The sequence below is a fragment of the Fibrobacterota bacterium genome (assembly GCA_019509785.1).
Lineage (GTDB): Bacteria > Fibrobacterota > Fibrobacteria > UBA11236 > UBA11236 > Chersky-265.
In genome coordinates, this window is record JAEKLQ010000063.1 from 88,657 (window position 1) to 112,860 (window position 24,204).

Below are 24,204 nucleotides of genomic sequence, written 5' to 3' on the forward strand. Positions count from 1 at the left end.
CCGCGCCCAGCCTCGAAATCGGGGCAACAAGGTAGCAAAAGCATGGGATTCCAACCAAGCGCGCCCGTCGCAGGCCCCCTCGCATGGCAAAAGGAAATGCAGGCGGCTTTCCGGAGCCTGGGGCCATTGCTCGCTTACCTCGGGCTGGACCCGCATGCCGCGCCCGAGGCCTTGGACGCCGATCCCGCCTTTCCCATCCTGGTCCCCCGCCCCTTCGCCGCGCGCATGGCCAAGGGCGATTGGGCCGATCCCCTGCTGGCCCAAGTGCTGCCCCGGGCGCGGGAAGCGGCCGAAGTCGCCGGCTTCGCCGCCGATGCCGTGGGCGATCTCCCCTCCCAGGTGGTTCCCGGCGTGTTGCATAAGTACGCTTCCCGGGCCCTGTTGATGGTTTCGCACCAATGCGCGGTGCATTGCCGCTATTGCTTCCGGCGCGAATTCCCCTATGGCGATCTCCCGCGCGGCCGCGATGACTGGGATAAGGCCTGGGACTACCTGGCGGAAGCCGAGGGCGTGGACGAGATCGTTTTCAGCGGCGGCGATCCGCTCTTCCTAGACAACCGCAAACTGGCCTCCCTGCTGGAACGGGCCGCTTCCCTTCCCCGTATCCGCACCATCCGTTTCCACACGCGCATCCCGGTGGTGTTGCCCTCCCGCCTGGAAACCGATCTGCTCGACCTGCTGCGCGCGGCGGCTTCCCGCCAGGCGTTGGTGGTGGTCATCCACGCCAACCATGCCCGGGAATTGGGACCGGATTGCGACGCGGCCCTGGCGGCCTTGCGCTCCACGGGCGCTTTGCTGCTCAACCAGTCGGTTTTGCTGCGCCGCATCAACGACGATGCGGACGCGCTGGCGGATTTGTCGCGGGCCTTGATTGCCCGCGGCGTGCTCCCGTACTACCTGCATCAGCTGGATCGCGTGCAGGGCACGGCGCATTTCGAAGTCGCGGAAGCCGAAGGACGCGCCCTGATGGAGGAGCTCCGGGGGAAACTTCCCGGTTACGCCGTGCCGCGCTACGTGCGGGAGATCGCCGGGGAGCGGAACAAGACTCCCCTGGCCGGTTGATTTCCCGATCCTCCCAGCCCCGGCTGCTGGGCTCCCCGCTCAGAAATTATTCGTGACGCTCAAGTGCACGAACCCGTTGGCGATGGCCCGATCGGGATTCAAGGCATAGCTGATCCCGAAGGTCCAATCCCGGCCGCCCGATTCCAATCCCGCGCCGTAGCCGATAACCCGCCGCCACCAGATATCCCCCGTCCCCACGCGATCGATGAACCCCGGCACGGCGAAAACGGCCGCCCGGCTGCCCGGAGCCAACAGGAATTGGATTTCCAGGTTCGCGTAAGCGTAGGCGTCGGTCAGGAATTCGCGCTCGCGGAAACCGCGGATGGTATTGGCCCCGCCTAGCTCGAAGAGATCGCCCCGATCCGGATGGATCTCCAAGGGCCAATCGCTCGCGGCGGAAAGCAGGGAATAAAAAACCCAACGGCCCGCATTGGCCCATAGTCCCAGCTCGTCGATGGATTGGGCCAGGAAGCGGGAGGAGTCGGAGGCTTGCCGGCGGACCGCGTTGAGGCGCGCCGACCAGCGCGCCCCGTTCAGGGTGGACGGGACGCGATCCCTCGCATCGTATTGGAATCCCAGTCCTGCGATCTGCGCATCGGAACGGGTGCCGGCAAGGTAATCCCGGTTGTACTGCCGCCCAAAGGAGATGGACAGGCGCGAGCGGAAATCGAGATCCTGGAACAGGGTGAGATCGCCGCGCAGTTCCTGGTAGACCGAATCCTCGATGGCGGCGGAAAGGTCCAGGCGCGCGCCGACCTGCGTGGACAGGAGCCACGGTTCCACGTATCCGAGCTTGGCGTCCTTGCGGCCCGCCGTGCCGGCGGCGCCCGCCGCGCCAGGGGCCCCCGCCGCGCCTTCGCTTCCCGAGCCGGCATCGGCCGAAGTCCGGCTGTCGAAGGCGAAGTCCAGATCGCGGGCCGTGCCGCGCAGATTGATCAGGTGGATGTCCAGATAGCCGTTGAGCCCGTCCCCGTTTTTTTTCTCCGAATCGTATCCGAGGATTCCGCTTAGGCGGTTTCCCTTCAGATCCGTGAGGGCGAGCCCGGGATAGATCAGGTTACGGACGGAATCGCGATACATCGCCGTGGGCACGACGGCTTCGTAATAGCCGGTGCGGGATAGGCGCGCCTCCGCCAGCCGTAAGCGCGTTTCGCTGAACGCTTCCCCGAAGCGGAGTAACGACAGGCGATCGAGGGCTTCGGGAGTCGTGCGGCTTCCGTAACCCTTGAACCCCCCGTGACGGAAGCCTTCGCCAGCGTCCACGGCCACCTTCAGATCGGCGATGGGCGCGCCGGGACGGACGGAGAAGTCCACCGAGACGGACGCGAAGGGCCGCCCATGATCGACCAGCCAGGCGCGCGCGCGTTCGCCCACGATGGAGACGTACGCGGCGGTGGCGGGCGATCCCTCGAATTCGGCGATGCCCAGCCCTACGGCGGTGAAGGGGCCGCCTGCCACGTCGATCCGGCCCAAGCGATAGAGCGGTCCTGGTTCCAGCGATCCATCCGCATCGTGGGCGGCGGCCAGATGGCCTTGGGACATGAGGCGGGCCACGGTATCGGCCGGAGGCGGATCGGACCAGGCGACGATCGCCAGCAAGGCGATAGCGGATAAAATCCGCATCGGTATACGCGGGCTCATCAGAATACCGCCCTCGCTTCGGCGGTCATCTTCTGCACCAAGCGATCGCCGATCGGTTCCACGCGCGCCACGTAATCGAAGTTCAGGTAGATGTTGGCCCCGACCTGGAAATTGGCGTTGGCCTCGAAGCGATGGGTGAGGCCCTTGGAGAAGTCCCCCGTGGAATAGAAGCCGCCGTCGCCTTGGCCCCAGAAATAGACCAGGCCGTACTCCGCGAAGGCGCGGCCGTTGAAGAGCGATGTCTTCTCGAACTTCAGGGCGGGTTTCACGCCTTGCAGATCGGACGGGCCTTCCGGCCCTTTCCCGTTGATCAGGAGGTATTGCGAACGCGTCTCCACCTGGAAGTTGTCCGGCAGCTTGCGCGTCAGGCGGGCGCCGTACAATTGGTTCCGGTTCAAGGTGCCCGAGGCGGAGGTAGCCCCCGCGTTACGGTCCCGGTTCTCGTAGGATTGTTCCAGGAACCACTCCCATGCCGGACCGGCCTCGGCGCGGAAATCCGCCCGCTGGGACCAAAGTATCTCGCGGTAAGCGTAGATGCCCGCGGCCCGGCTATAGGACCGATCCGCCTCCAGGTTGGCCGCCCTCCCTCCGCCGGGCGCCTTCCAGCGCAAGGCCGGCGCATAGCGGGCATGCCCGCTGCGCATGCGATCCAAATCGGCATCGGTCAGTTGCGGCAGCAAGGCGGGATGGGCGCTCGTGTCCTGCGCGTCGAAGGCGAGGTCGAGGCTGAATTCGATATCGGCCAAGACCCCGGAAACGGGGAACGGGAAGCGGGCCGGGGTCAAATCCAGGTTGGCCGTGAAGGAAAGATCCTGGTAGGGCCGCGATCCCACCGTGGTATCGCGCATCAGGCCGACGAGGACGAAATCGCCCCCCGTCTCCACCTTATGGTAGGTTTTCGCCGTCGAATCGTACTGGTAATCGCCCCGGCCCGGCAGCGATCGGTAATCCTCCACCAGCGGGAACTCCGCCGTTTGGCTCACGCGGTAGGACGAGATCAAGCTATACCCTTTGCGGCCGTCGGCCAGATGGCTGTTCCATTCCACCTGGTTGTATTGGTTTTCCTCGGATTGCGGCGACCAGGCTCCCGTGGCATCCAGCCTCCAAGCGCGATGATCGCGATAACTGTAGAAGATATCGGACGTCCAGGGGCCCCAGCCCGAGAGCACGGCCTTTTCGTCGAATCCCAAATCGCGGACAGAGTCCCGCAAGCCTCCGGCGACGCCGGCGAAATCGGAACGCTGCGAAAGCAGGGACAGTCCCGAGGTCAAGGTCAGGCGTTGGGCGATGGGGGCGGTGGCCAAGGTGAAGGCCGGCTCTTGCTTGATGCTACGGGCCGTTCCGCCCGTGGGCAGATCGGCGATCCATTCGTTGCGGGCGTAATGGAAGGAGGGGATAAGGCTCCCCGCATCGAGCCCCGCGCCGGCGGTCTGCTTGTAATTATCCTGCCGTTCGGGGGAACGGGCCAGCTTGGCTTCGCTGGATGCTTCCGCGAACAAGCGATCGTCCCCCAACCGCGCGGAGATGCCTCCGCGCCGAGACAAGCTTCCGCGGAAAGCCTGCGGGTTGGACGCGTCCGCGGCGGAATCGGCTTCGGCGCGGCCCAACTCCGCCCCCAAGGCCAGGGCCGAGAAAGGCTTTTCAGCCAAGAGCACGCGGTCGGCCAGGAAGCCCCGACGGGCCACGCCGGCGTCCAGGTTCCAGGTCTCCAGGAACGCGCGCGGTTCGATCAATTGCTTGAAAGGCTCGTAATCGTGGGACCTCGATTCATGGTCGAGGGTAATCTCGGTATGCCCCAAGCCCCCGCGGTTGAGCGGTTTCCCGAAGGCATGCGTCCCCAGGTAACGCGTGGAATACCCCAGGTCGTCGCCATCGTCCTTGGGGGAATAAAGGTTGCGATCGAGCCGGGAAAAGAGCACGGCCGCATGGCCGTCGTAGCCGGGGAGCTTGAGACCCGCATCGATGGCCGCGGAGGATTGCCGGTGCGGCATGGCCACGGGACGGCCCACGGAATCGAGGTAAACCTTATCGCCCAGATTCCGGAAAGTGTCGGCCAGGGCCGAATCCGGCTTCAGCCCCAGGGGATTGTCCTTGTCCTCGCTCTCGTCGATGGCGCGCAGGGACCAGGTGAAGGCCCCCGCGGTATCCCGCACCTCCCCGGCCGCCAGGCTGCGGGGGAAATCCTGCTCGGTATATTGGTACTCGGCCGCGAAGAGGTTTTCCCCGGTCACCACCATAGGCGGGAGGAAATCGAGGCGGCCTTCGCTGTAATCGATGGTGTAATCGGTGCCGCGCTTCAAGGGCACGCCGTTGCGCCACACGCGCTCGGTCCCGGCCAGCACCGTGATGAAGGTACGCCCGTCGCGTCCGCGCAGGTAATACCCGCGCTGCTTCCCGTCCACGCCCCGCAAGGTATCGCTCTGGTATTGCCCGTCGCTCACCGACCAGCTTCCGTGGGCCTGGTATCCGCCCCGCCCGTACTTCCCGTCCACCCCCTGCACCTTGGCGAGGAAGCGGTCCTCCCCTGCGACGCCGTAGTCGAGCATGTAGTCGCCCAAGGTATAGGCATAATGCTTTCCGAACACGCGCACGAACTTGGTGTCCACCTCCTTCAAGGTGGCGGTATTGCCCTCGGGCTGGATCGGCACGTTCTGATCCGAAAGCTGCCCTTCCACGAACACGTCTTCGGCCACCTGTCCGCTCAGGTTCAGGAACAGGGATGCGTCCAACCCCAGCCCTCCCCCGTTCCCCACCGTTACGGCCATGGACTTGCTGCCGGAATAATTCAACCGGTACTTGCCATAGGCCGTATCTGACCCGGCGGGCCCGGTAGACCAGGCTAACGAGGGAGTGGAGTCTTGCAGGCCGCGGCGATAGATCGGAACCGATTCCAGCCGGTACAAGGGCGGGATGGGACGGGGAAGGAGCGGAGTATAGGCGCGTTCCCAGCATACGGTATCGCCAGCGGCCACCGCCGCGGCGAAAGCGATGAGGGAATCCCCGGGCGGCAGGCGGAAGTCCTGATCGGCGAGCAAGGCACGCCCTCCGAGGAATACGCGCAGGCGCCGGGGAGAACCGATCCCGCCGGAAGGCCGCAAGGTGTCGGGCGAAAGCCAAGGTCCGGCCCCGCTCGGCCCCGCGGCGCAAGCCCGCTCCCACACCCAGCCGGGTTCTCCCGCCCGCGCGTGGGAGGCTAAGGCCGAGGCGAGGGCCAGGACGAACCAGGTAACGCGCATGCTACTGGGGGGGCGCCGATCCCGTGGGGCAGGCGGAGAATCCCTTGCCCGGATCGAAACAGGCGGGCGCCGTCGCGCAGGCCGGCCCTCCATCCACCTGCCACTGCCAACCCCGACCATCCGGGGCGGGCCGGGGTTTCAATCCCGCCGCGCCGGAGCCGCTTGGCATCCACGGCCCTACCGCGTTGAAATAGGCGTCGAAACAGGTCGCGGGCCCGCGCGCGGAGAGGCAACAGGGATTGCGCGTGTAGGGTTCCCAAACGCAGGCGCCCGTGCCAACCGGCAGTCGGATGGTGTTGCGCAAACGCCAATCCCCTTGGTCCGAATAGGAACGCAGTTCCGCGTACTGCCTCACCACCCCTTCCCCCAAGTCCACGAAGGAGAAGGAGCCGTCCCGGGTCCAGAAGATTTGGAATTGGTCCAGGTTGCGGCCGCGTATTTCCGGGGGAAACGGAACCCCCGAGAGGAATTGGGCGTTGCTATCGTAAAGCTCGAGACGGGGGCCCGCGCGATCGAGCAGGAAAAAGTCGCCGCTGGGGCCCCAAGCCGATTGCATGGGGGCGAACGGCCGCATGGGGGAAGACAATGCCAGCCAGCGGCCCGGATCGGGGAAGCCCGCCCGGATGCTGTCCAGCAGAAGGCAGGCGCCAACGCTATCGACCGGTCCCTGGGTGAGGGAGGCTTTTTGATAGCGCGCCCGCGCGAAATCGAAGGCGAAGAGGGAACGGCCGGCGGGCTGGAGGGCATCGATGGGCGCGCGCGGCTCCGCGCCCGTCGCGGTTCGCGCGGGCGGCGGGACGCATGCCGCCAGGAGAGCGGTCGCGATCATTCCGATCATCCGAAAGGCCCGCCGTGCGGCGAGCGGCTTCCAATCCATAGGCTTCGGCCCCCGACCATTCATTGTGGATCTTCCGCCCGCGGCGCGGCAAGCATCGTCCTGAAGGACTCGAGCCGGGCAACTGCGCAATTCCCGCTCGTCCGTACAGCGCTTGCGCAGCGGACTCTGCGCGAGGTGCGCAAGGCCTTGCGCACACCCCTGGGGATACGGGCGAAATCCTCGTAATCCAGGCGAATTCGGGGAATTCCTCGTATGGCACACCCGTTGCTTTTCTCTCCGGTCATGATAAATACAACCGTCACCGCAGAACCGACTCCCGCTCTCGCCAAGACCCTCGCGCCGGATGCCTTTGGCGGTCTGTACGAGACCCATTATGGGCTCGTCTATCGCGTGTGCTACAGATATACGAAAAACCCCGAGGAGGCGGCCGACTTGGCCCACGAGGTCTTCCTGAAGGTCTACGGGAACTTCTCCACCTTCGAAGGCAATTCGCAGACCTCGACCTGGCTATACCGCGTGGCCTCCAACCATTGCCTGGATCACTTGCGGTGGAAGAAGCGGCAAGCGGATCTGATGGTCGGCTACGGCGATGATCTCGCGGCCAGCCGGGTTCCCGAGGCCGCGCCCGACAATCCCGCCAAGCGTTTGTTCCGCCGACTGTTGGAGGGCCTGGATCCCGCCAACCGCCAAGTGGTATTCCTCCGCTTCGAAGTAGGCCTCACCCACGAAGAGATCGCCGAAATCTGCGGGGTCTCCCGCGTCGCCATCACCAAGCGCTTGGCCAAGTTCCAAGCCAAGGTGGTCTTGCTCAAGTCCGAGCTATCCGATTCCTTGGATTCGTTGGAATGCGATGTCGGCCGCCGGGTCGCGATCTCCGACGATTGCGAGGATTGATTCCGGCCGGCGCGCCGGCTTCTGAACGGTCCCAGGTCCGGCGACCGCCCCTCCCCCGGGGGTCCCGGCCTTTCGCGGACATGGCCCCCCGCCCCCTGGTTCGCCGGGGGTACCCGCGCAGGGGGGTCATGCTCCGCTCCTCCCCTGCGCATTGAATTGATCACGGCCCGCCCGCGTTATTGCCCTCGTCGCGGTACCCCGGTACCGCTCCTCGGGCGGCTTAGCGGGCGGAGTCCATTCCAAGTGGCCTTACCTTGCCCGTGCTCAAATCAATGCGCAGCGGAGTAGACCGGTCCTGATTTAAAGGCACCGCCCTTCACGCGAGGGGATACCGCCTTCAGGCGATGCCATATTCCTTGATCTTGTATAGCAGCGACCGCCGGCTCATTCCCAGCGCTTCGGCCGACTGGGTCTTGTTCCAGCGATGGGACTCCAGGGCGCGGAGGATTTCCTCGCGTTCCACCGCCTGCTTCTTTTCCTTGATGGCCAAGGCCGGCTTCGGAGCTCCCGCGGGGGCCGCATCCTCGAACTGGAAGGCCAAACCCCCGCCCGAGGCCAATACCACCGCGCGCTCCATGGCGTTGGCCAATTCCCGCACGTTGCCCGGCCAGGCATAAGCCAATAGATCAGCCTCGTTGGCCGGCGTCAAATCATAACGGCATCCGTAACGATCGTTATAATACGCGAGGAAGTTGCGCGCCAGGATGAGGATGTCGCTCTCCCGATCGCGCAAAGGGGGAAGATCGATGGGGATGATGTTAAGCCGGTAATAGAGGTCCTCGCGGAAGCGGCCGGCCTTGATTTCCTCTTTCAGATTCCGGTTGGTGGCCGCGATCAGGCGGTAGTCGACCTTGCGCGATCCCGTGGACCCGACCGGCTCGATGGTGCGTTCCTGGATCACGCGCAGGAGTTTTACTTGCATGAGCAGGGGCATTTCGCCTATCTCATCGAGGAAAATGGTGCCGCCGTCGGCCAAGGCGAACTTACCCGGCTTGGAAGCGATGGCGCCGGTGAAGGCGCCTTTCTCGTGCCCGAACAACTCGCTCTCGAGCAGGTTTTCCGGGATGGCGCCGCAGTTCACGGCGATGAAAGGCTTTTCGCAACGTTTGCCGAGGTTGTGGATGGCGCGCGCCAAGACCTCTTTGCCGGTCCCGCTCTCCCCGCACAAGAGGACGGTGGAATCGGCGGCCGCGGCTTTCCGGGCCTTGTCCAGGCATGCGACGAAGGCGGAGCTTTTACCCACCACCCCTTGCAGCACGCTGCCGCCCGCCTCTTGCGCCGGAGGAAGATGGGTTCCGCCCGCGCTGGCCCGTTCGCGCATCAGCCGGCGCGCGATCTGCCGCACCGTTTCATTCTCGAAAGGCTTGGTCAGGAAATCGGAAGCGCCGTAGCGCAGCGCCTTCACCGCCGTATCCATGGTCCCATGCGCCGTGATCATCAGGAACTTGATGGCAGGCTGTTCCGCCTTCACCTTGGCGAGGAACTCCAGCCCGTCCATGCCCGGCATCTGGATATCGCAGATGACCAGATCGAGGTTCTCCTCGCGGACCAAGTCCAGGGCCTCTTCCGCCGATCCCGCGACATGGACTCCCAGGGCCAAGGGTTCCAAGGTGGCCTTCAGGATCTCGCGGATATGCTCCTCGTCGTCCACGATGAGGAAGCGGCCGCGGGGTGTTTCGGGCTGGTTCAAGCGGCGTTCTCCGCGGGTTTGGCGGGCTTCAGGGCGAGCACGAAGCGGGTGCCCGGCCGTTTCGGCTCATAATATAAATCGCCGCCCATTTCCTGGGCAATCTTACGGGAGATGGCCAGGCCGAGCCCGGTGCCCTTGGCGGAGGTCGTGAAGAAAGGGTCGAAGACCTTGTTGCGGTTGGCTTCGGGGATGCCTTCGCCATCGTCTTCCACGGCCAATTCGGCGCAGCCGTCCCCCATCCGCACGCATACCGCCACGGGCTTGCCCGCCACTTGGTAGCGGCGCGCATTCTGGTAGAGGTTGAGCAGGATTTGGCGCAGGCCCTCCTGGTCCGCGGACACGCGAGCCGAATCGATTTCGGCCCGGAAAGCCACCGCCCCTTCCTCCGCCAAGGAGGCCTGCTCACGGCAGAAGGCGGAGGCCGCCTCCACCAGATCGAAGTCGGCCAGGCGGGCCTGGAAAGGACGGGAGAATTGCAGGAACTGCTGGACCACGCCGTTCAGGCGCACCGAGTCCTTGAGGATCATGCCTATGAACTTGGGATTTCCCTTGCCTTCCTCCTGCAGGATCTGCGCGGCGCCGTAGATGCCTTCGAGGGGATTCTTGATCTCATGCGCCACGTTGGCGGCGATGGCGGCCCGTTCCTTGGCCTTCAAGGCGGCCTCGCCCTCGCGCACGCGCACGTTGACCAGCCGTTTCACGTTGTACATCAAGGTGTAGATCAGCATCGTGAAGACAATCAGATAGAGGATGGTGAATCCCAGGTAGGAAACCGAGATCTTGGCGGAGGTGGTGTGTTCCAACCCCGTGCCGGTGGCGAAGTGGTAGACATGCCAGAACCACAGGCAATTCCCCAGGTACCCGATTACGGCGGCTACGCCGGCGTAGACGGCCAAATGCATGCGGTAGCGCATGGCCGCCAGGCCCATGCAGCAGAAATAATTGAGGTAGGTGGGCACCTTCAGAGCATAAGCGGGCCCGCCGGCGTACTGGTAGATGAAGAGCATCGCCGAGATGACCAGCATGTCCATGGTGGTGGAGAGGTACTTGAAGGACTTGCGATAAGGGCGCTTCAGGAGATACCACTGGAAGCCGATGCACCACGTTAGCCAGATCCCGCCCACGCCCAGGTTGGCGACGTTGGACCAGTAAGCGTTCCCGGGGGCGTGGACCACGGTGCAGGTGAACCACAACACCACGTAGCCGATGCGGATGAGGTTGGAGGAACGTTCGCCCTTGGCCTCGAATTGGAACCAGATATTGCTGCGCCGCTCGATGGGATTGGAGCGGGTGAGATGATTGACCGCGCGGTAAAAAGGATCCCGCAGGGCCCTCACGGCGATTTCCATCGATATCCGTGCGAGGACCCCTGTAAAAATCCGCCAGCGGCGGGTTTTTTCCAAGCGACGAGGGAGCGAGGAGCCATACTACGCGGCGATCCGGCTGGCTTCGTCGAGCTGCACGCTCACCAGCTTGGATATGCCCTTGATCTCCTGCGTGACCCCGTACAGCATGTCCGAGGCCGCCATGGTGCGCTTGTTGTGGGTCACCACGATGAACTGGGTCTGGTGCGAGAAGCGGCGTAACAGGTTGACGAAGCGCCCGATGTTGGCGTCGTCCAGCGGCCCGTCCACCTCATCCATGATACAGTAGGGCGAAGGGCGCACCAGGTACAGGGCGAACAGCAGGGAGATGGCGGTCAGGGCGCGTTCTCCGCCCGAAAGCAAGGACACGCCACGCATCTTCTTGCCCGTGGGCCGCGCGTTGATCTCGATCTTGGCGTCCAGCGGATCGACGTTGTCTTCCAGGGCCAACTGGGCCTCGCCGCCTTCGAACAGGCTGGAGAACACGTCCTGGAAATTCTTCTGCACCACCGCGAAGGTGGCCAGGAACTGCTCGCGGGCCACCTTGTCCAGCTTCTTAATGGCCTTCTCCAGGCCCTGGCGGGCGCGATCCAGATCGGTGAACTGCTTGTTCACCTCGTCCAGCTTAGCCTTCTCGGCCTCGTAATCCTCGAGGGCGCCGGGATTGATGTTCCCCAGATTCTTCAGCTTGTCCTTATAGGCGGCGATCTCTTCCATGGCCGTGGCGGCGTCGTAGGCCACCTTCTCGAAGATCAATATTTGCTCGCCCTCGTCGTTCAGCTTGTGCGGGTTGGAAAGGTCCACCTCGTGGAGTTCGAACATGCGCTCGCGGATGTTGGACATGGCGGCGCGGGCCTGCTCCATCTTCATGGCCGCATCGTGCCGGCCCTGGGTCACGGCGCGCAATTCGTCGTTCCGGTTGCGGATCTGCACGCGGATCTCGTCCAAGCGGCCCACCTTGGAATCGTAGACCTCCTTCGCCTGATCGCGCAGCTTCTCCTCCCCGGCCATGCGCGTATGCAGGATCTCGATCTGATCCATCACCGTTTCCATGCGGCCGTTCATTTGCGCGATGAGGTTTTCCCACTCCGTCTTCTGCGCCGCGTTCTTGGCGGCCAGTTCTTGCTGCTCCTTCTGGGCGCGGTCCAGGTACTCCAGCCTCAGCACCATGGCCTTGGACTGGGACTCGTTCTGGGCCTTCAGCTTATCCAGATCGCGCAGCCGTTCCTCGAAGCGGGCCCGCTCGGCCTCGGCCTTATGCACCTCTTCCAGGGCATGGTGGAATTGGTTCTCCAGCACCTTGCGGGCTTCTTCGCTTTCTTCCAGGCTTCCGGCCATCTCGGCCTGATCGCGCTCGGTGGATTCCAACTGGTCGCGCACCGTTTCCAACTTCAGGCGCTTCTGGCTCTTGTCCTTGTCCATCGTCTCCATGGAAGAGAGGATGTAGTTGAGCTTGGATTTCTGTTCCTGCCACTTGCGTTCGGCTTGCTTCTGCTCCTGTCCCATGGCCGCCTGGCCCTGTTCCAATTGCTTGCGCTCGGCCTCCAGGGCCAACAGGCGTTCGCCCAGGTCCTTGGCCTTGACCGTAACTTCCACGAGACGGGCCGCGGTCTGCTCCAGCAGGTGCTTGCGCTGCAAGAGGCCGGTCTTTTCGCCCTTGCGGGCCCCGCCCAGGACCAACCCCGAGGCGTGGACCATTTCCCCGGCGGGAGTCACGAGCCAGATATCCTGGCCTTCGATGCGCGCGAGCGCGCTCCAGGCCGCATCCTGGCTTTCCATCAGGGCGTAATTGCCGAGGGCCAGCTCCAACAAGGGCTTGAGACCCGCGTCCGCCGAGACTTTCTCTATGATCCAGCCTTGGAAACCGGGAACCGAGGTGAGATCAGGGCGGGGACGGACGAAGGGCGTAGCCGAGCCATGGGAGGCGAACAGGATGGCTTCGCCTTTCTGCGATTCCTTCAGCTCGCGAAGCAGATCGAGTTGGGTGCCTTGATCGGGCACCAGCATGGCCTGCAGGTATCGGCCCAGGCATTTCTCGGCCACCAATACCGCTTCTTCCGGCACCTTCACCGCGTCGGCGAGGAGGGACTGGATGCGATCCTTGGCCTTGGCCATCAGATGCTGTACGCCCCCGTCCACGCCTTCCATGCTTTCCTGCAAACCCTTCAGCATCGCGTGACGGGTCTCCAGGGCCACCTTCTCCGAAGCGGCTTCCCGCTCCTCCCGGCGCAAGGTCTCCCATTCCCGGGCGATATCCACCAAACGGCTCGATCCCGCGCCGATGCGGCCCCCCAGCTCGGTCACCTGGGCTTCCAGGATCCGCACCTGCTCTTCGACCGTGGCCTTCTCGTCCGAGAAGTTCAGCACGCGTTCGGTGACTTCCTGCAGGGCGGCGTCGAGCTCCTGCTCGTCTTCCTTGAGATGCTGCAATTGGGTATTGGCGTTGCCGGCGCGATTGCGCAGGGCCGACAGCTCTTCCAAGGCCTGCAAGCGCTCTTCGGCCAACTCATCGGCGCGGCGGCGCGTATCGGAGTAATTCCGGTACAGGCGTTCCTTCTCCTCGGCATGGCCCGTGGTCATCCCGGCCAACTCGCCCTTTTCCGCCTCCAGCCGGACGATCTCTTCCTGGTCCTTATGCTTTTCCTGGGCGATCTCCCCCAAGCGGCGGCCGGCCTGCTCGGTCTCCGCGTCCAAGCGCTTGATGGATTCGCCCAGGTGCAGGATGCGATCCTTGGACTTGTCCAACTCGTTTTCCAGGCGCACCACTTCGGCGTTGGTGGCGGCCACCACCTGGTTCAGGCGGGAGAGCGCCTGCTCTTCTTCCACCATCATCAGCTTGCCCTCTTCCAATTCCGTCTCGCGGGCGGTGATCTGGGACTGCAAGCTGTCGATGAGATCCTGGCCTTTGCCGGCTTCGGCCTGCATGGACCGGTAGCGGGCGTCCAACTCCACGAAGGAATCGAGGTTGTAGCTCAGTTCCAGGGAGACGTAGGCCTTCCTGAGCTCGCGCCACTTTTCCGCCTTCTTGGCCTGGCGCTCGAACATGTTCACGTTCTGCTGGACGAACTTGAGGTTGTCTTCCACGCGCGCCAAGTCCAGCGCGGTGCGTTCCAATTGGCGCAAGGTCTCTTTGCGCTGCTGCTTGTACTTGGAAATGCCCGAGGCTTCTTCGAACATGGTCCGCCGCTCGTCGGCCTTCTCCGACAAGATGCTGTCGATCATCTTGGCTTCGATTAAGCTGTAGCTGGCGGCGCCCATTCCCGTATCGTAGAACAGGTTATGGATGTCCTTCAGGCGGCACGGCTGGTTGTTGATCAGGTACTCGGTCTCGCCGTTGCGGAAGGCGCGCCGGGTGATCATGATCTGGGTGTACTCCGAGGGGAGAACGCCGGAATCGTTATTGATAAGCAGGGAAACCTCGGCCATGTTCAGGGGCGGCTTATCCGCTGTGCCGCTGAAGATGACGTCCTCCATCTTGCTGGAGCGCAAGGCCTTGGCGCGTTGCTCGCCCAGCACCCAGCGGATGGCATCGATGATGTTGGACTTCCCGCAGCCGTTGGGGCCGACCACCGAGGTGATGCCTTCCCCGGGAAAATTGACCTCCACCTTATTGGCGAAGGATTTGAATCCGAAGATCCGCAGCTTGGATAAGTACATGCCAATCCTTAGGAAAGGGGGCCAGGTCTGCCGGAAAATGGCAGAGGCCCGGTAATGCTAATCGGGGAAAGATAGTCTCTGGGACCCCGTAAACCGGGGCTTGGAGCCGGTTTAGAGGGATGATGACGCAAATCCTGCGAGGTTAATGCGTTAGTGGTTTTCGAAACAGTCTATCCACCGTCTATCCCCGGTTCGCGAGCCGGGTTGCCAACAAAGTACCAACCGGGATTCCGCATAGCTCCATCAGAAGGGGCGCAATAAACCCAAGTGGCCGGGTCCGGAGTCCCGTCGACCCCGCGTTCACATCCGGCAACGAATTTCAGGGACCGCGGGTTCCGGCCCTCACCCCAAAGCGCTACCTTGAAAGGGACCATGCGCCCCGAGCCGATGCCGCTCAACATCCTTATGTATTCCGACTATCGGCTGTACCTCAAGGAATACTACGAGACCCGTAAGGCCTCGCAACCCAGTTTCTCGTTCCGTTACCTTTCCACCCGGGCGGGCATCAACTCCTCGGCGTTCTACAAATACATCATCGACGGCAAACGGAACCTGACCAAAACGACCATCCTGAAGACCTGCGCGGCCCTGAAGCTGATGGACAAGGAAGCCGAATACTTCGAGAACCTGGTCTTCTTCAACCAGGCGAAGACGATCAAGGAAAAGAACCTTTATTTCGACAAGCTGACCCGCCTGCGGGGCGACTACGAACGCCGCCGGGTGGAAGAAAGCCAATACGCCTTCTACGGGGAATGGCACCATAGCGCGGTGCGCGAATTGCTCGGGTGCATGCGGTTCAAATGGGATTACCCGTTCCTGGCGAAGTGCCTGACGCCGTCCATAACCCCGTCGCAGGCGGAAGAATCGGTGGCCTTACTGGCGCGCTTGGGGATGGCGAAGAAGGATGCCCAGGGGCGCTGGCGCCAGGCTGATCCGGTATTGACCACCGGCGGGCAGGTGGATGCGGCGGCGGTGGTGGATTTCCAGAAGCGCATGCTGGAGCTGGCCCTGGAGGCCTTCGATCGGGCCGCGCCCGGGGAACGGCTGATGTCCTCGACCACGTTCGGGATTTCCCCGGAAACCTTCGATTTGTTCAAGAAGAAGATCCGGGATCTCAAGGCGGAACTCCTCGAGCTGGCTCGGCTGGACGGGAATCCCTCGCGCGCCTACCAATTGAACCTGAACCTGTTCCCTTTGTCCCGGGAAAATCGCGTATGAAGATCCGCGCCGTCCTCGCGGCCCTGGCCCTGGCCGCCTGCGTGCTTTCCCCAGACCGCCAGGCCCGCGGCGGCGGTTCCGACACGGAGACCCTATCGGGCCTCGTGACCGGCGCGACCGGCGCGCCGGCCGCCGCCGTCCAAGTCAAATTGATACCTGCCGGATATGATCCCAGCCGGCCCGACACGACGCTCATCCGCCGCACCCTTACCGGAAGCGACGGGTCCTTCCGATTCGAGAAGGTGGACACGTCGATCGCCTGGAACCTCATCGCGGGCGAATCCGCCCTGAAGTCGTGGGCTTTCGCCGGCGCCTTGCGCGCCGGCGGGTCACGGCACGCCCTGGCCCTTTCCGAGCCCAAGGTTTTCCTCGTTTCCCTGCATTCCGCCGCCTATGCGGCGAAGGATTCCGGCATCGCGTATTTCCCCGGCACGGATATCCTCGCGCGTTGCGACGCCATTTCGGTTTCGCGCCTGGATTCGGTGCCCGCGGGGGCCTCCCGGATCGTGATCGAGAGCCGCGCCGGATGGAAGCACGATACCACCTTGGTCGCCGTTGCCGATACGGCGCGAGTGGTGGCGGATAGCGCGGGGATCCGCATAACACCTTGAGAAGGATCGCGTCATGAAAAACGCTTTCGCCCCTGCGCGCATTCGTCTTGCCCTGATCCAGGCCCTGCTCCTGGCGATCCCGGCCGGCGCCGGCTGGACCGCCCTGGCGGCGCCCAACATCCCGGAGGCGACCGCCTTCCGCGATTGGCGCGGACTGGAAACCTCCCGATTGATCGCCGATGATAGCGGCGCGCTTTACCTATACCTGGGGGATACGCTGTACCAGGGTCGGAACCGCGGGGAGGATTGGTCCGTCCTCACGACCTGTCCCTACGGGGAAGCCAGTCCCGTGTATCGGCCTATCCTACTGTACCGGGACGATTGGCTGGTTTGCAATCGCGAGATCAGCTTCGACCGGGGAAAGGAATGGCGGGAAGCCCCGGCGGAATTCGTAGGCATGATGTGGCTGACCCTGATGCCGGGGAATCGCTTCTTGGGCAGCCGTTTCTATGGCGAAAGCCTATGGCTGAGCCCGGATTCGGGATCGACTTTCGATCAGGTGGGGGGCATGCGGGGCCGCTACCAGGATCTGGCCGATTTGGGGGATGGCCAATACCTGGTGGCGGGAGCGACCTCGAGTTCGGTGGCGGGCATGAATACGGATATGCTCTATACCCCGGACGGAGGGCTGACTTGGAACCCGCTGGTTAAGCCTTCCGGCGATTCGGTGGAGCCGGTACGGGCCTATGTCCTCGCCACGGATCCGCATCCCGCCGCCGGAACGGCCTATGCCCTCTCCGATTCGGGAAGCCTTGCCCGCCTGAACGTCATCCGCTGGGTGGGAGGCGTGATCCATGTCGCGACCCGTTCGGCCGGCGCCGGATTCCCGGACTCCGCCGTAACCTGCTTCCGCGCCGTGGCCATACCGGGCGGCGCCGGGACACGGCTTTGGCTGGGAACCTGGGGGCAAGGCCTTTTCGCCAGCGACGATGGTGGCCTGTCTTGGGTCCGCGGTAACGAAGGGTTATCCGATCTCCATGTGGGAGGCCTGGCCGTTTCCGGAGCGGACATCTTCGCCTTGACCCGGGACGGACTCTACCGGGCGATGGTTACCACCGGAATACGCAGGGGCGTCCTGCCGGAAAGGCGCGGGGCGGCGGAACGGAAAAGCGATGCCGCCCTTTTGTTCCCGGGCCCGGGGCCGGATGGCAGGTCCGGACCGGGTTTCCGCATCGACGGCAGGCGGGCCAAGGCGATGGCCGGGCAGTGAAAGGATCGCATATGGATAGAAGGAGATTCCTGCGGACCGGCGGAGCGGCCCTGGCCGCCCTCGCGCTTCCCCGCCGCTTGCGCGCCGACGCTTGCCCTGCGCCCACGACCGATGACTATAACGGTTACGGCCCTTATTACCTGGACGGCGCCCCGCGGCAGTCCCGCCTGGGCCTGCCCGATGAGCCCGGCGTCCCGTTGCAAATCCAAGGCACGGTCTCCAATTGCGCCGGCCCCCTCTCCGACATCAGCCTGGAGGTCTGGCATGCGACCGATGCGGGATGCTATATCCATCCCTCCCAACCCGAATGCGATGATCACGGCAACCCCGAGGCCTCGCGGCTCTGGGGTAGGATGATCACCGGCGCGGACGGGGCATTCGAATTCAGGACCATCAAGCCCGGCGCCTACCTCAACGGGGACGCCTACCGGCCCAGCCATATCCATTTCCGCGTCCGGCAACCGGCTTCCGATCGGTACGGGGCCTACGAACTCGTCACCCAACTCTACTTCGAAGGCGACCCCTACATCGCGGGCGACGCTGGCGCCGAGGATCCCGGCGCCAAGACGCGCATCATCCCCCTGACAGCCATCGACGGCGTAATGTCGGGTAACTTTCCGGTTTTCTTGCCCGGGGGAAGCACGGCCCTGGGGCATCGCAACCTCTTGGCCGATCCCGCGCTACGGGCCTTCGACGTCTACGTGGAGCGCTCCGGCGACTTCTTCCGGATCCTCCTGCCGCCCGTACCTGCCGGGCAGCAGATCGAAACGCGCATACACGATGCCGCCGGGATCTTAGTCCGCCGGAGCCTGCACACTTCCCCTATCGAATTGGATGCGTCCTTATTGCCAAGGGGGGTTTACCAGGCCGAGTTCCAATGGTGGACCGACAAGGGCCGACGGACCGAATCGGTTGCTTTGCGCAGGTAAGGCCGAATCACGCACGTTTCGGCTACCGGGTTGACAGAAAACGCGGTTTTTGCTCAAGTTTGCACGGCTTTTCCAGAAGCGGTACACTTGGGGCCTTGAGCCTCGCCCGACCAAAGCCAGCAACTTAAGTTCAGCCCATCCACGCCCGCCCCGGGCGCATCGCAGAGTTAGTCCCATGAAAAGTTCGCATATCCGCAACGTCGCCATTATCGCCCACGTCGATCACGGAAAGACCACCCTCGTCGACGGCCTTCTCCGCCAAAGCGGCGTGTTCCGGGAAGGCGCGGTCATGACCGAACGCGTCATGGACTCCAACGACCAGGAGCGCGAGCGCGGGATCACCATCTTGTCCAAGAATGCCTCGGTGCAGTATAAGGACTATCTGATCAACATCGTGGACACCCCCGGGCACGCCGATTTCGGCGGTCAGGTGGAACGCGTGCTCGGCACCGTGGACGGCGCCCTGTTGATCGTGGACGCATGGGAAGGCCCCATGGCGCAGACCCGCTTCGTCACCAAGAAGGCCTTGGAAATGGGCCTCACCTTGGCGGTAGTCATCAACAAGATCGATCGTCCCGGCTGCGAGCCCCACAAGGCCCTCGACAAGGTCTTCGATCTGTTCGTCGAACTCGGCGCCAACCATGACCAGCTCGATTTCGGCCACATCTTCGCCGCGGGCCGCAACGGCACCTGCCGCCGCGAGATGACGGATCCGGATTCCAACTTCATGCCCCTGTTCGAGATGATCGTGAATAAGATCCCGGCGCCCACCATCGGCACCTCGCCGAATCCGCTGGTCCAGATCACCTCCTTGGATTTCCAGGAGTTCATGGGCCGCTTGGCCGTGGGCCGTTTGCGCCAGGGAAGCCTCAAGACCAACCAGACCGTCACGCATATCAACGAGGCCGGCCAGGCCAAGAAGGTGCGTATCACCAAGATCCTGTTCCCCGAAGGCGTGAAGCTGAAGGAAATCGACGAGGCCATCGCCGGCCAGATCGTGTGCCTCGCCGGCATTCCCGACTTCACCCTGGGCGACACCCTGACGGGCGAAGAGCCGCCGGTGGCCCTCCCCCGCATCAAGGTGGATCCTCCCACCATCTCCATGCGCTTCTCCGTGAACGATTCGCCCTTCTGCGGCAAGGACGGCGGACGTTACCTGACCTCCAACCATATCGCCGAGCGCCTGGAGCGCGAAGCCGTTTCGGACGTGGCCCTACGGGTCAACAAATCCGGGGATGGCGCCTATATCGTCGCCGGCCGCGGCGTGCTGCATCTTTCCGTGCTCATCGAGAAGATGCGCCGCGAGAGCTATGAATTCACCGTCGGACGTCCCCGCGTCATCACCCATGAAGAGGACGGCGTGGAGATGGAGCCGGTGGAAACCATCACCATCGACGTGCCCGAGGTCTACGCCGGCGCCGTCATCGACGAAATCAACAAGCGCAAGGGCGACATGCGGGACATGCAGCTGGAAGGCACGCAGAACCGCCTGATCTACGACATTCCCGCCCGCGGCCTCATCGGCCTACGCTCCAAGCTGATGTCCCTTTCCAAGGGCTACGCGGTGTTCCAGCAGATCTTCAAAGGCTACGAGCCTATGAAGGGCGCCATCGAGCAGCGCCCCAACGGCGCGCTCATCTGCAAGGAGCGCGGCGTTTCCGTCGCCTATGCCCTGTGGAAGCTGGAAGAACGCGGCACCATGTTCATCGGCCCGCAGGTGGACGTCTATACCGGCATGATCGTCGGCGAGAACAACCGCGGCGAGGATCTGGTCATCAACATCAACAAGGGCAAGCAATTGACCAACATGCGGACCACCTCGTCCGATGAGGCCACCGTGCTGACGCCCCACCGGCAGTTGTCCCTGGAAGAGGCCCTGGAATTCATCAACGACGATGAAGCCCTGGAAATCACCCCCAAGAACATCCGCATCCGCAAGATCCTGCTCGACGAGAACCAGCGCAAGCGCGCGGGCTAATCGATCCAGGCATCCCCAGGGTGCATGTTTGCGGCGTTTGGGGTATAATGCCCCCAGAGTGTTATTTTTCCGGTATGTCCATCGCCCCAGGCCGCGACCGCGGCCGAGCTCCCTCTCCGTGCGCTCCCGGGCTGCGCGCATGAGGAACCGACTCGCCGCGCTGGCCTTAGGCCTGCTCCTGGCCGTCGCCGCCCAGGCCGACACCCCAACGCCCGCCTCCCCCGTCCCCCGCTGGGTCCGCACCGACGAAACCGTGGTCCCCATCCGCGCGGATATCTCCCGTAACGGCGAGATCCGGGGCTTCCTGCGTAAAGGGCAGGTGGTAGCGGTGGAAAGGTCAACGGAACATTGGGTGAAAATAAGGGCTAACGATACGCTCGAGGGTTGGGTGCCCGCCGCATCCATGGCCGAATCCGGCCCTCCCGTGCATCTGGATCCCGGATCCGTGAAGAGCGTATTCCTGGCCATCCTGCTCTTAGGGTTGGGCGCATTCCTGTTCCTGGCCGTATCCCTGCGGCGCAAACGCAAGGCCGATGCGGAGGAGAGGGCCCGCCAAGCCCTGGCCGATGCCAAGCGCCGCCTGCAGAACAAGCTGCAATTGCTCTTCTCGGACGAACCGCGCATCCGCTCGCACCTGGCCATGGACGAGTTGCCCCTACGCGAATTCCTGCAAGGGATCGGCTACGTGGCCAATCTGGAAGGCGATCCGGAACGCTTCATGGCTTCGTGCAAAACCTTCAAGCCGAATCTCATCGTGTCCGACTACGCCTTCCAAGGGGAAGTAGAGAAGATGGTCGAAACCGATGCCCTGCTGATCAATACCCCGGTGGTCTATTTACGCTGCGGCGAAACCCCGGCCACCCCGCCCGATCGGGTGCGCGCATATCTCGATCCCAATGCTACGGAGCGGGACCTGACCGAGACGCTGTCGGCCTGCCTGAAACGCTCGCCGGAGAAGATCCGGTATTCGGTGAAGCCGGTCGCGCTGAAAGGCGCCATCCATGCCGGGACCTTGCTGGAGCTCTTGCATTTCCTGGCGGCGGTGAAGAAAACCGGCCAACTGATCGCAACGTCGGGAGGGATCGTAGGCGAGGTATCGCTGCATGACGGGAACGTTTCCAAGGGATCCTGGAAAGATTCGACCGGCGCGGGCGCGGTGGAGTCTATCTTGAACCTGACATCGGGCGCGTTCGAGTTCCACGAGCGGAATCCCGAAGGACCTGCCCCCGAAGGCGCCCTCAATACCGAGAAGATGCTGATGGACTGGGTCAAGGCTAAGGATGAAAGCAACCACCGTTCTCGGGCTTGATTTCGGGGAACGCCGCATAGGCGTGGCCTTGAGCGATGCCGGGAAGACCCTGGCGACGGGCCTTACCACCCTCGATTGCCGGGCCAACCCGGGTTGGCTGGAAGCCCTGGGCGACATAATCCGCGAGGAGACGGTGGAAGCGATCGTGGTGGGCTACCCGGTCCGCACCGACGGGAAATCCCCGCCCGGAGGCAAGACCGAGGCGGTGGACGCGTTCATCACCAAACTGGAGAAGGCCTTCCGGCTGCCGATCCATCGCGAAGACGAGAGTTTCACGAGCGCCATGGCCACGGCCAGCCTCAAGGCCCGCGGCAAAGGCAAACGCAAAACCGGCAAAGCCCTGGTCCGGGAACGGCAGCGCGCCAAGGCCGAGATCGATCGCGTCGCGGCCTGCTATATTCTTCAGGACTGGCTGGACCAGCATCCAGCGGGTCATGGGAACGCGGGTGCGTAGCGCCCGCATAAAGTGACGAGCGTGGAGTTCGCGCAGCGAACCCGGAAACCCGCGCAGCGGGTTTCATAGCGAGGAACCATTTGTGCATATTTCACCTTGCGCCTGGTATTGCTTCGAATTCGCCGGCTCCTCCCTCTGGGAGGTCAAGGACCTGCCGGACAAGACCACGGTCACGGCCAAGGATCAATCCTGCTTCATCGAACTGATCGCGGCGCGCAAAATCAAGAAGGCGGAGGACATGGAGATCTCCGATTTCCACGAGAACTACTTGCGCGAAGAGAAGATCCAGCCGCTAAAGACCATGATGACCGAGAATCCCTATAAAATCGTCACCATCGTAACGCGGGGAATCGGCTGCGATGAGCGCTACTGGATCGTATGCCATGCGTTCTGGAACAATTACTGCGCGTTCATCCGTTATCACGGCTTGCGTCAAGAGGGGATGGAGGCGAAGGTGCAGGCGTTTTACGACATCGTGAATTCCTTGCAGCCTTTGGCTTTGGAGTAGCGCGGCTCGCGGTGCTCCTCGCTGGGTCAATGGGCGATCGGGATGGGTCTGGGCGGGGCGGTGTGCGTGTTTCGCCTCAGACAGGGCTGGTTGCTGTAGTTGGTCGATGCGGCTTCCGGGAAATGGGACGCCCGCGCATTTGAAGAGCGCGGGCTGTCTTGCCGCTGGTATCGATTCCATTTCCCGGAAGCCGCTCCGCCCTGATTCGGCGAAACCCGCACCCCGACCCGCCCGCCCCCTGCCGATCGACCGCTGTCCCGGGGAAGCCCCGGGAAGCGCGTGGGACTAGGGGAGTAGGGCGGCTCGAATTTTTCGTCTGGGGAGTGAGGCGAGGTTGGGAAGCGGAGCGTGGGAAAAATAAAGTCGGGGAGCGGGGCAGGAACGCTTGGCGGCTTAGTGCTTGTAGGAACCCAGATTCTTCTTTAGGAAGGCGATTTGTTCGGGGGACAGGTTTACCTGGTTCCGGGTTCCGCAATCCACGGGGTGCATGAGGTTGAGGAGGTCGCAGCCGTTGTTGGCGTTGCAGGAGTTCTCTTGGATGCGGAGGCAGTATTTCGTGCCGGTCGTTTCCAGCCAGGCGGGGACGGCAGCCAGCTTCGCCAAGGCGATGTCCAATCGGCAGAACTTCGTATCGGTGAATCCGTCCTCGAGATTGGATTCGTCGTCGTCTTGCAGGATGTCATTGCGGGTCGATACCGTATGGCGGAGGCCGAAGAAATGGCCTAATTCATGGGTCGCCGTGATGGCTACGCTGGCGGGGTCCCGTACCCGGCCCGATAGCAGAACCCGGCTTTCCTTATGGGTATCCAGGTCCACCACCTCCCGAGGGGCGAACCCGAGCACTTCGCCCACGAGGCCCGAATTGGGATCGCCGATGGAAATGCTGTCCACCAGGTACAGATGGGCATTGTTGGGAATGCGCGTGCCGGGCAGCGACACGTAGGTATTGCTGAAGGGGAAAGTCATGGGCGCCGCCAGCGGTTCCACGATCTCGTAGGTGCCCACGAGGGTGATGCCGAAAGGCGAGTAGATCTTGCCCATTTGCTGGAAAAGGCTTTTGGCGAAGGCGCCTTTGGAGGCCGAGTCCGGGAAATTGCGCAGCTGGCGGATGAAAAAGAGATGCACGTGCAGGGTGTCGGAAACGACCGTGGCCGGAGAGAGCATGGATACATGGGGAAGCGAGGCGATGGCCTTTTCCCCTTCGGGAGCCTGGATTTGGGCCATGAAGAATTGCGCGGCGGTTTGATCCGAAGTCAGGGAAAACGTTTCGCGGCCGCCGACGTTGGTGGCCGATAGGGTCTGGTAATCCCGCGGCACGTTGGAATCGAAATAATACACCGCCAGCTTGTCCGATGCGCGATTGGTGCTGTCGATGGAGAATTCGTAGTCGCGGCCCGGTTGCAATACGAACTTGATCCCCTTGCGGACCAGATCCTGGGGCAGGGAATCGTTGGCGGCCATGTCGTTGACGTAGAGGCGGCGGTTGATCGAATAGTTCTGGGGAGGGGAGTCGTAGAACAGGCTTCCGCACCCTTGTATGGATAGGGCCAAGGCGCAAGCGACCAGCCAGACGGCGGCAGCCATGCGCGGCGAAAGCGCCTTTCG

General features: G+C 63.4%; 17 protein-coding genes. 10 read left to right on the forward strand and 7 right to left on the reverse strand.

The annotated features are described in order from the left end of the window. Positions 1-42 precede the first annotated feature (42 nt). Positions 43-1,062 (forward strand): EF-P beta-lysylation protein EpmB, encoded by a 1,020-nt coding sequence (gene epmB / locus JF616_18635; protein ID MBW8889780.1) that lies wholly within the window; start codon positions 43-45, stop codon positions 1,060-1,062. Between the two features lie 39 nt (positions 1,063-1,101). On the opposite strand, the gene JF616_18640 is transcribed toward epmB, so the two are convergent. From JF616_18640 to JF616_18650, 3 genes are read right to left on the reverse strand one after another with little or no spacing between them, the layout of a single operon-like run. Next, on the reverse strand, positions 1,102-2,685 hold the full coding sequence (locus JF616_18640) for a hypothetical protein (protein ID MBW8889781.1): 1,584 nt from the start codon (positions 2,683-2,685) through the stop codon (positions 1,102-1,104). A 17-nt stretch (positions 2,686-2,702) separates the two neighbouring features. Further along, positions 2,703-5,939: a hypothetical protein gene (locus JF616_18645; protein MBW8889782.1), complete on the reverse strand. Its 3,237-nt coding sequence runs from the start codon at positions 5,937-5,939 to the stop codon at positions 2,703-2,705. Position 5,940: 1 nt separating this feature from the next. Beyond that, positions 5,941-6,768 carry a hypothetical protein gene (locus tag JF616_18650; protein MBW8889783.1) on the reverse strand — a complete coding sequence of 276 codons (828 nt, stop codon included), beginning with the start codon at positions 6,766-6,768 and terminating at the stop codon, positions 5,941-5,943. 291 nt (positions 6,769-7,059) lie between these two features. Between JF616_18650 and JF616_18655 the strand changes: the two genes are divergently transcribed. Beyond that, positions 7,060-7,671, forward strand: coding sequence for a sigma-70 family RNA polymerase sigma factor (locus JF616_18655; protein ID MBW8889784.1), 612 nt, complete (start codon positions 7,060-7,062; stop codon positions 7,669-7,671). Positions 7,672-8,008: 337 nt separating this feature from the next. On the opposite strand, the gene JF616_18660 is transcribed toward JF616_18655, so the two are convergent. The 3 genes from JF616_18660 to smc form a co-directional block, all read right to left on the reverse strand. Continuing rightward, positions 8,009-9,361, reverse strand: a complete 1,353-nt coding sequence (locus tag JF616_18660) for a sigma-54-dependent Fis family transcriptional regulator (protein MBW8889785.1) — start codon at positions 9,359-9,361, stop codon at positions 8,009-8,011. Next, complete coding sequence (locus JF616_18665; protein ID MBW8889786.1) at positions 9,358-10,710, reverse strand: HAMP domain-containing histidine kinase; 1,353 nt, start codon at positions 10,708-10,710, stop codon at positions 9,358-9,360. Before JF616_18665 ends, JF616_18660 begins: the two co-directional genes overlap by 4 nt. Before the next feature lie 78 nt (positions 10,711-10,788). Next, complete coding sequence (gene smc, locus JF616_18670) at positions 10,789-14,382, reverse strand: chromosome segregation protein SMC (protein ID MBW8889787.1); 3,594 nt, start codon at positions 14,380-14,382, stop codon at positions 10,789-10,791. Between the two features lie 372 nt (positions 14,383-14,754). On the opposite strand from smc, the gene JF616_18675 reads away from it, so the two are divergent. The 8 genes from JF616_18675 (at position 14,755) to JF616_18710 (ending at position 22,599) form a co-directional block, all read left to right on the forward strand. Then, the gene (locus JF616_18675; protein ID MBW8889788.1) at positions 14,755-15,600 is read left to right on the forward strand and encodes a TIGR02147 family protein; all 846 of its coding nucleotides are present in this window, start codon (positions 14,755-14,757) and stop codon (positions 15,598-15,600) included. Next, complete coding sequence (locus tag JF616_18680) at positions 15,597-16,211, forward strand: hypothetical protein (GenBank protein MBW8889789.1); 615 nt, start codon at positions 15,597-15,599, stop codon at positions 16,209-16,211. The genes JF616_18675 and JF616_18680 overlap by 4 nt, the downstream gene beginning before the upstream one ends. 13 nt (positions 16,212-16,224) lie before the next feature. Beyond that, positions 16,225-17,421: a hypothetical protein gene (locus JF616_18685; protein MBW8889790.1), complete on the forward strand. Its 1,197-nt coding sequence runs from the start codon at positions 16,225-16,227 to the stop codon at positions 17,419-17,421. 11 nt (positions 17,422-17,432) lie between these two features. Next, positions 17,433-18,350, forward strand: a complete 918-nt coding sequence (locus tag JF616_18690) for a hypothetical protein (GenBank protein MBW8889791.1) — start codon at positions 17,433-17,435, stop codon at positions 18,348-18,350. Between the two features lie 175 nt (positions 18,351-18,525). Further along, positions 18,526-20,328, forward strand: a complete 1,803-nt coding sequence (gene typA / locus JF616_18695) for a translational GTPase TypA (protein ID MBW8889792.1) — start codon at positions 18,526-18,528, stop codon at positions 20,326-20,328. Between the two features lie 139 nt (positions 20,329-20,467). Then, the gene (locus JF616_18700; protein MBW8889793.1) at positions 20,468-21,637 is read left to right on the forward strand and encodes a DUF4388 domain-containing protein; all 1,170 of its coding nucleotides are present in this window, start codon (positions 20,468-20,470) and stop codon (positions 21,635-21,637) included. Beyond that, positions 21,609-22,091, forward strand: a complete 483-nt coding sequence (gene ruvX, locus JF616_18705) for a Holliday junction resolvase RuvX (protein MBW8889794.1) — start codon at positions 21,609-21,611, stop codon at positions 22,089-22,091. The genes JF616_18700 and ruvX overlap by 29 nt, the downstream gene beginning before the upstream one ends. Positions 22,092-22,173: 82 nt before the next feature. Further along, on the forward strand, positions 22,174-22,599 hold the full coding sequence (locus JF616_18710) for a hypothetical protein (GenBank protein MBW8889795.1): 426 nt from the start codon (positions 22,174-22,176) through the stop codon (positions 22,597-22,599). Between the two features lie 393 nt (positions 22,600-22,992). Here JF616_18710 and JF616_18715 read toward each other — a convergent pair whose 3' ends face one another. Then, positions 22,993-24,183 carry a hypothetical protein gene (locus tag JF616_18715; protein MBW8889796.1) on the reverse strand — a complete coding sequence of 397 codons (1,191 nt, stop codon included), beginning with the start codon at positions 24,181-24,183 and terminating at the stop codon, positions 22,993-22,995. Positions 24,184-24,204 lie beyond the last annotated feature (21 nt).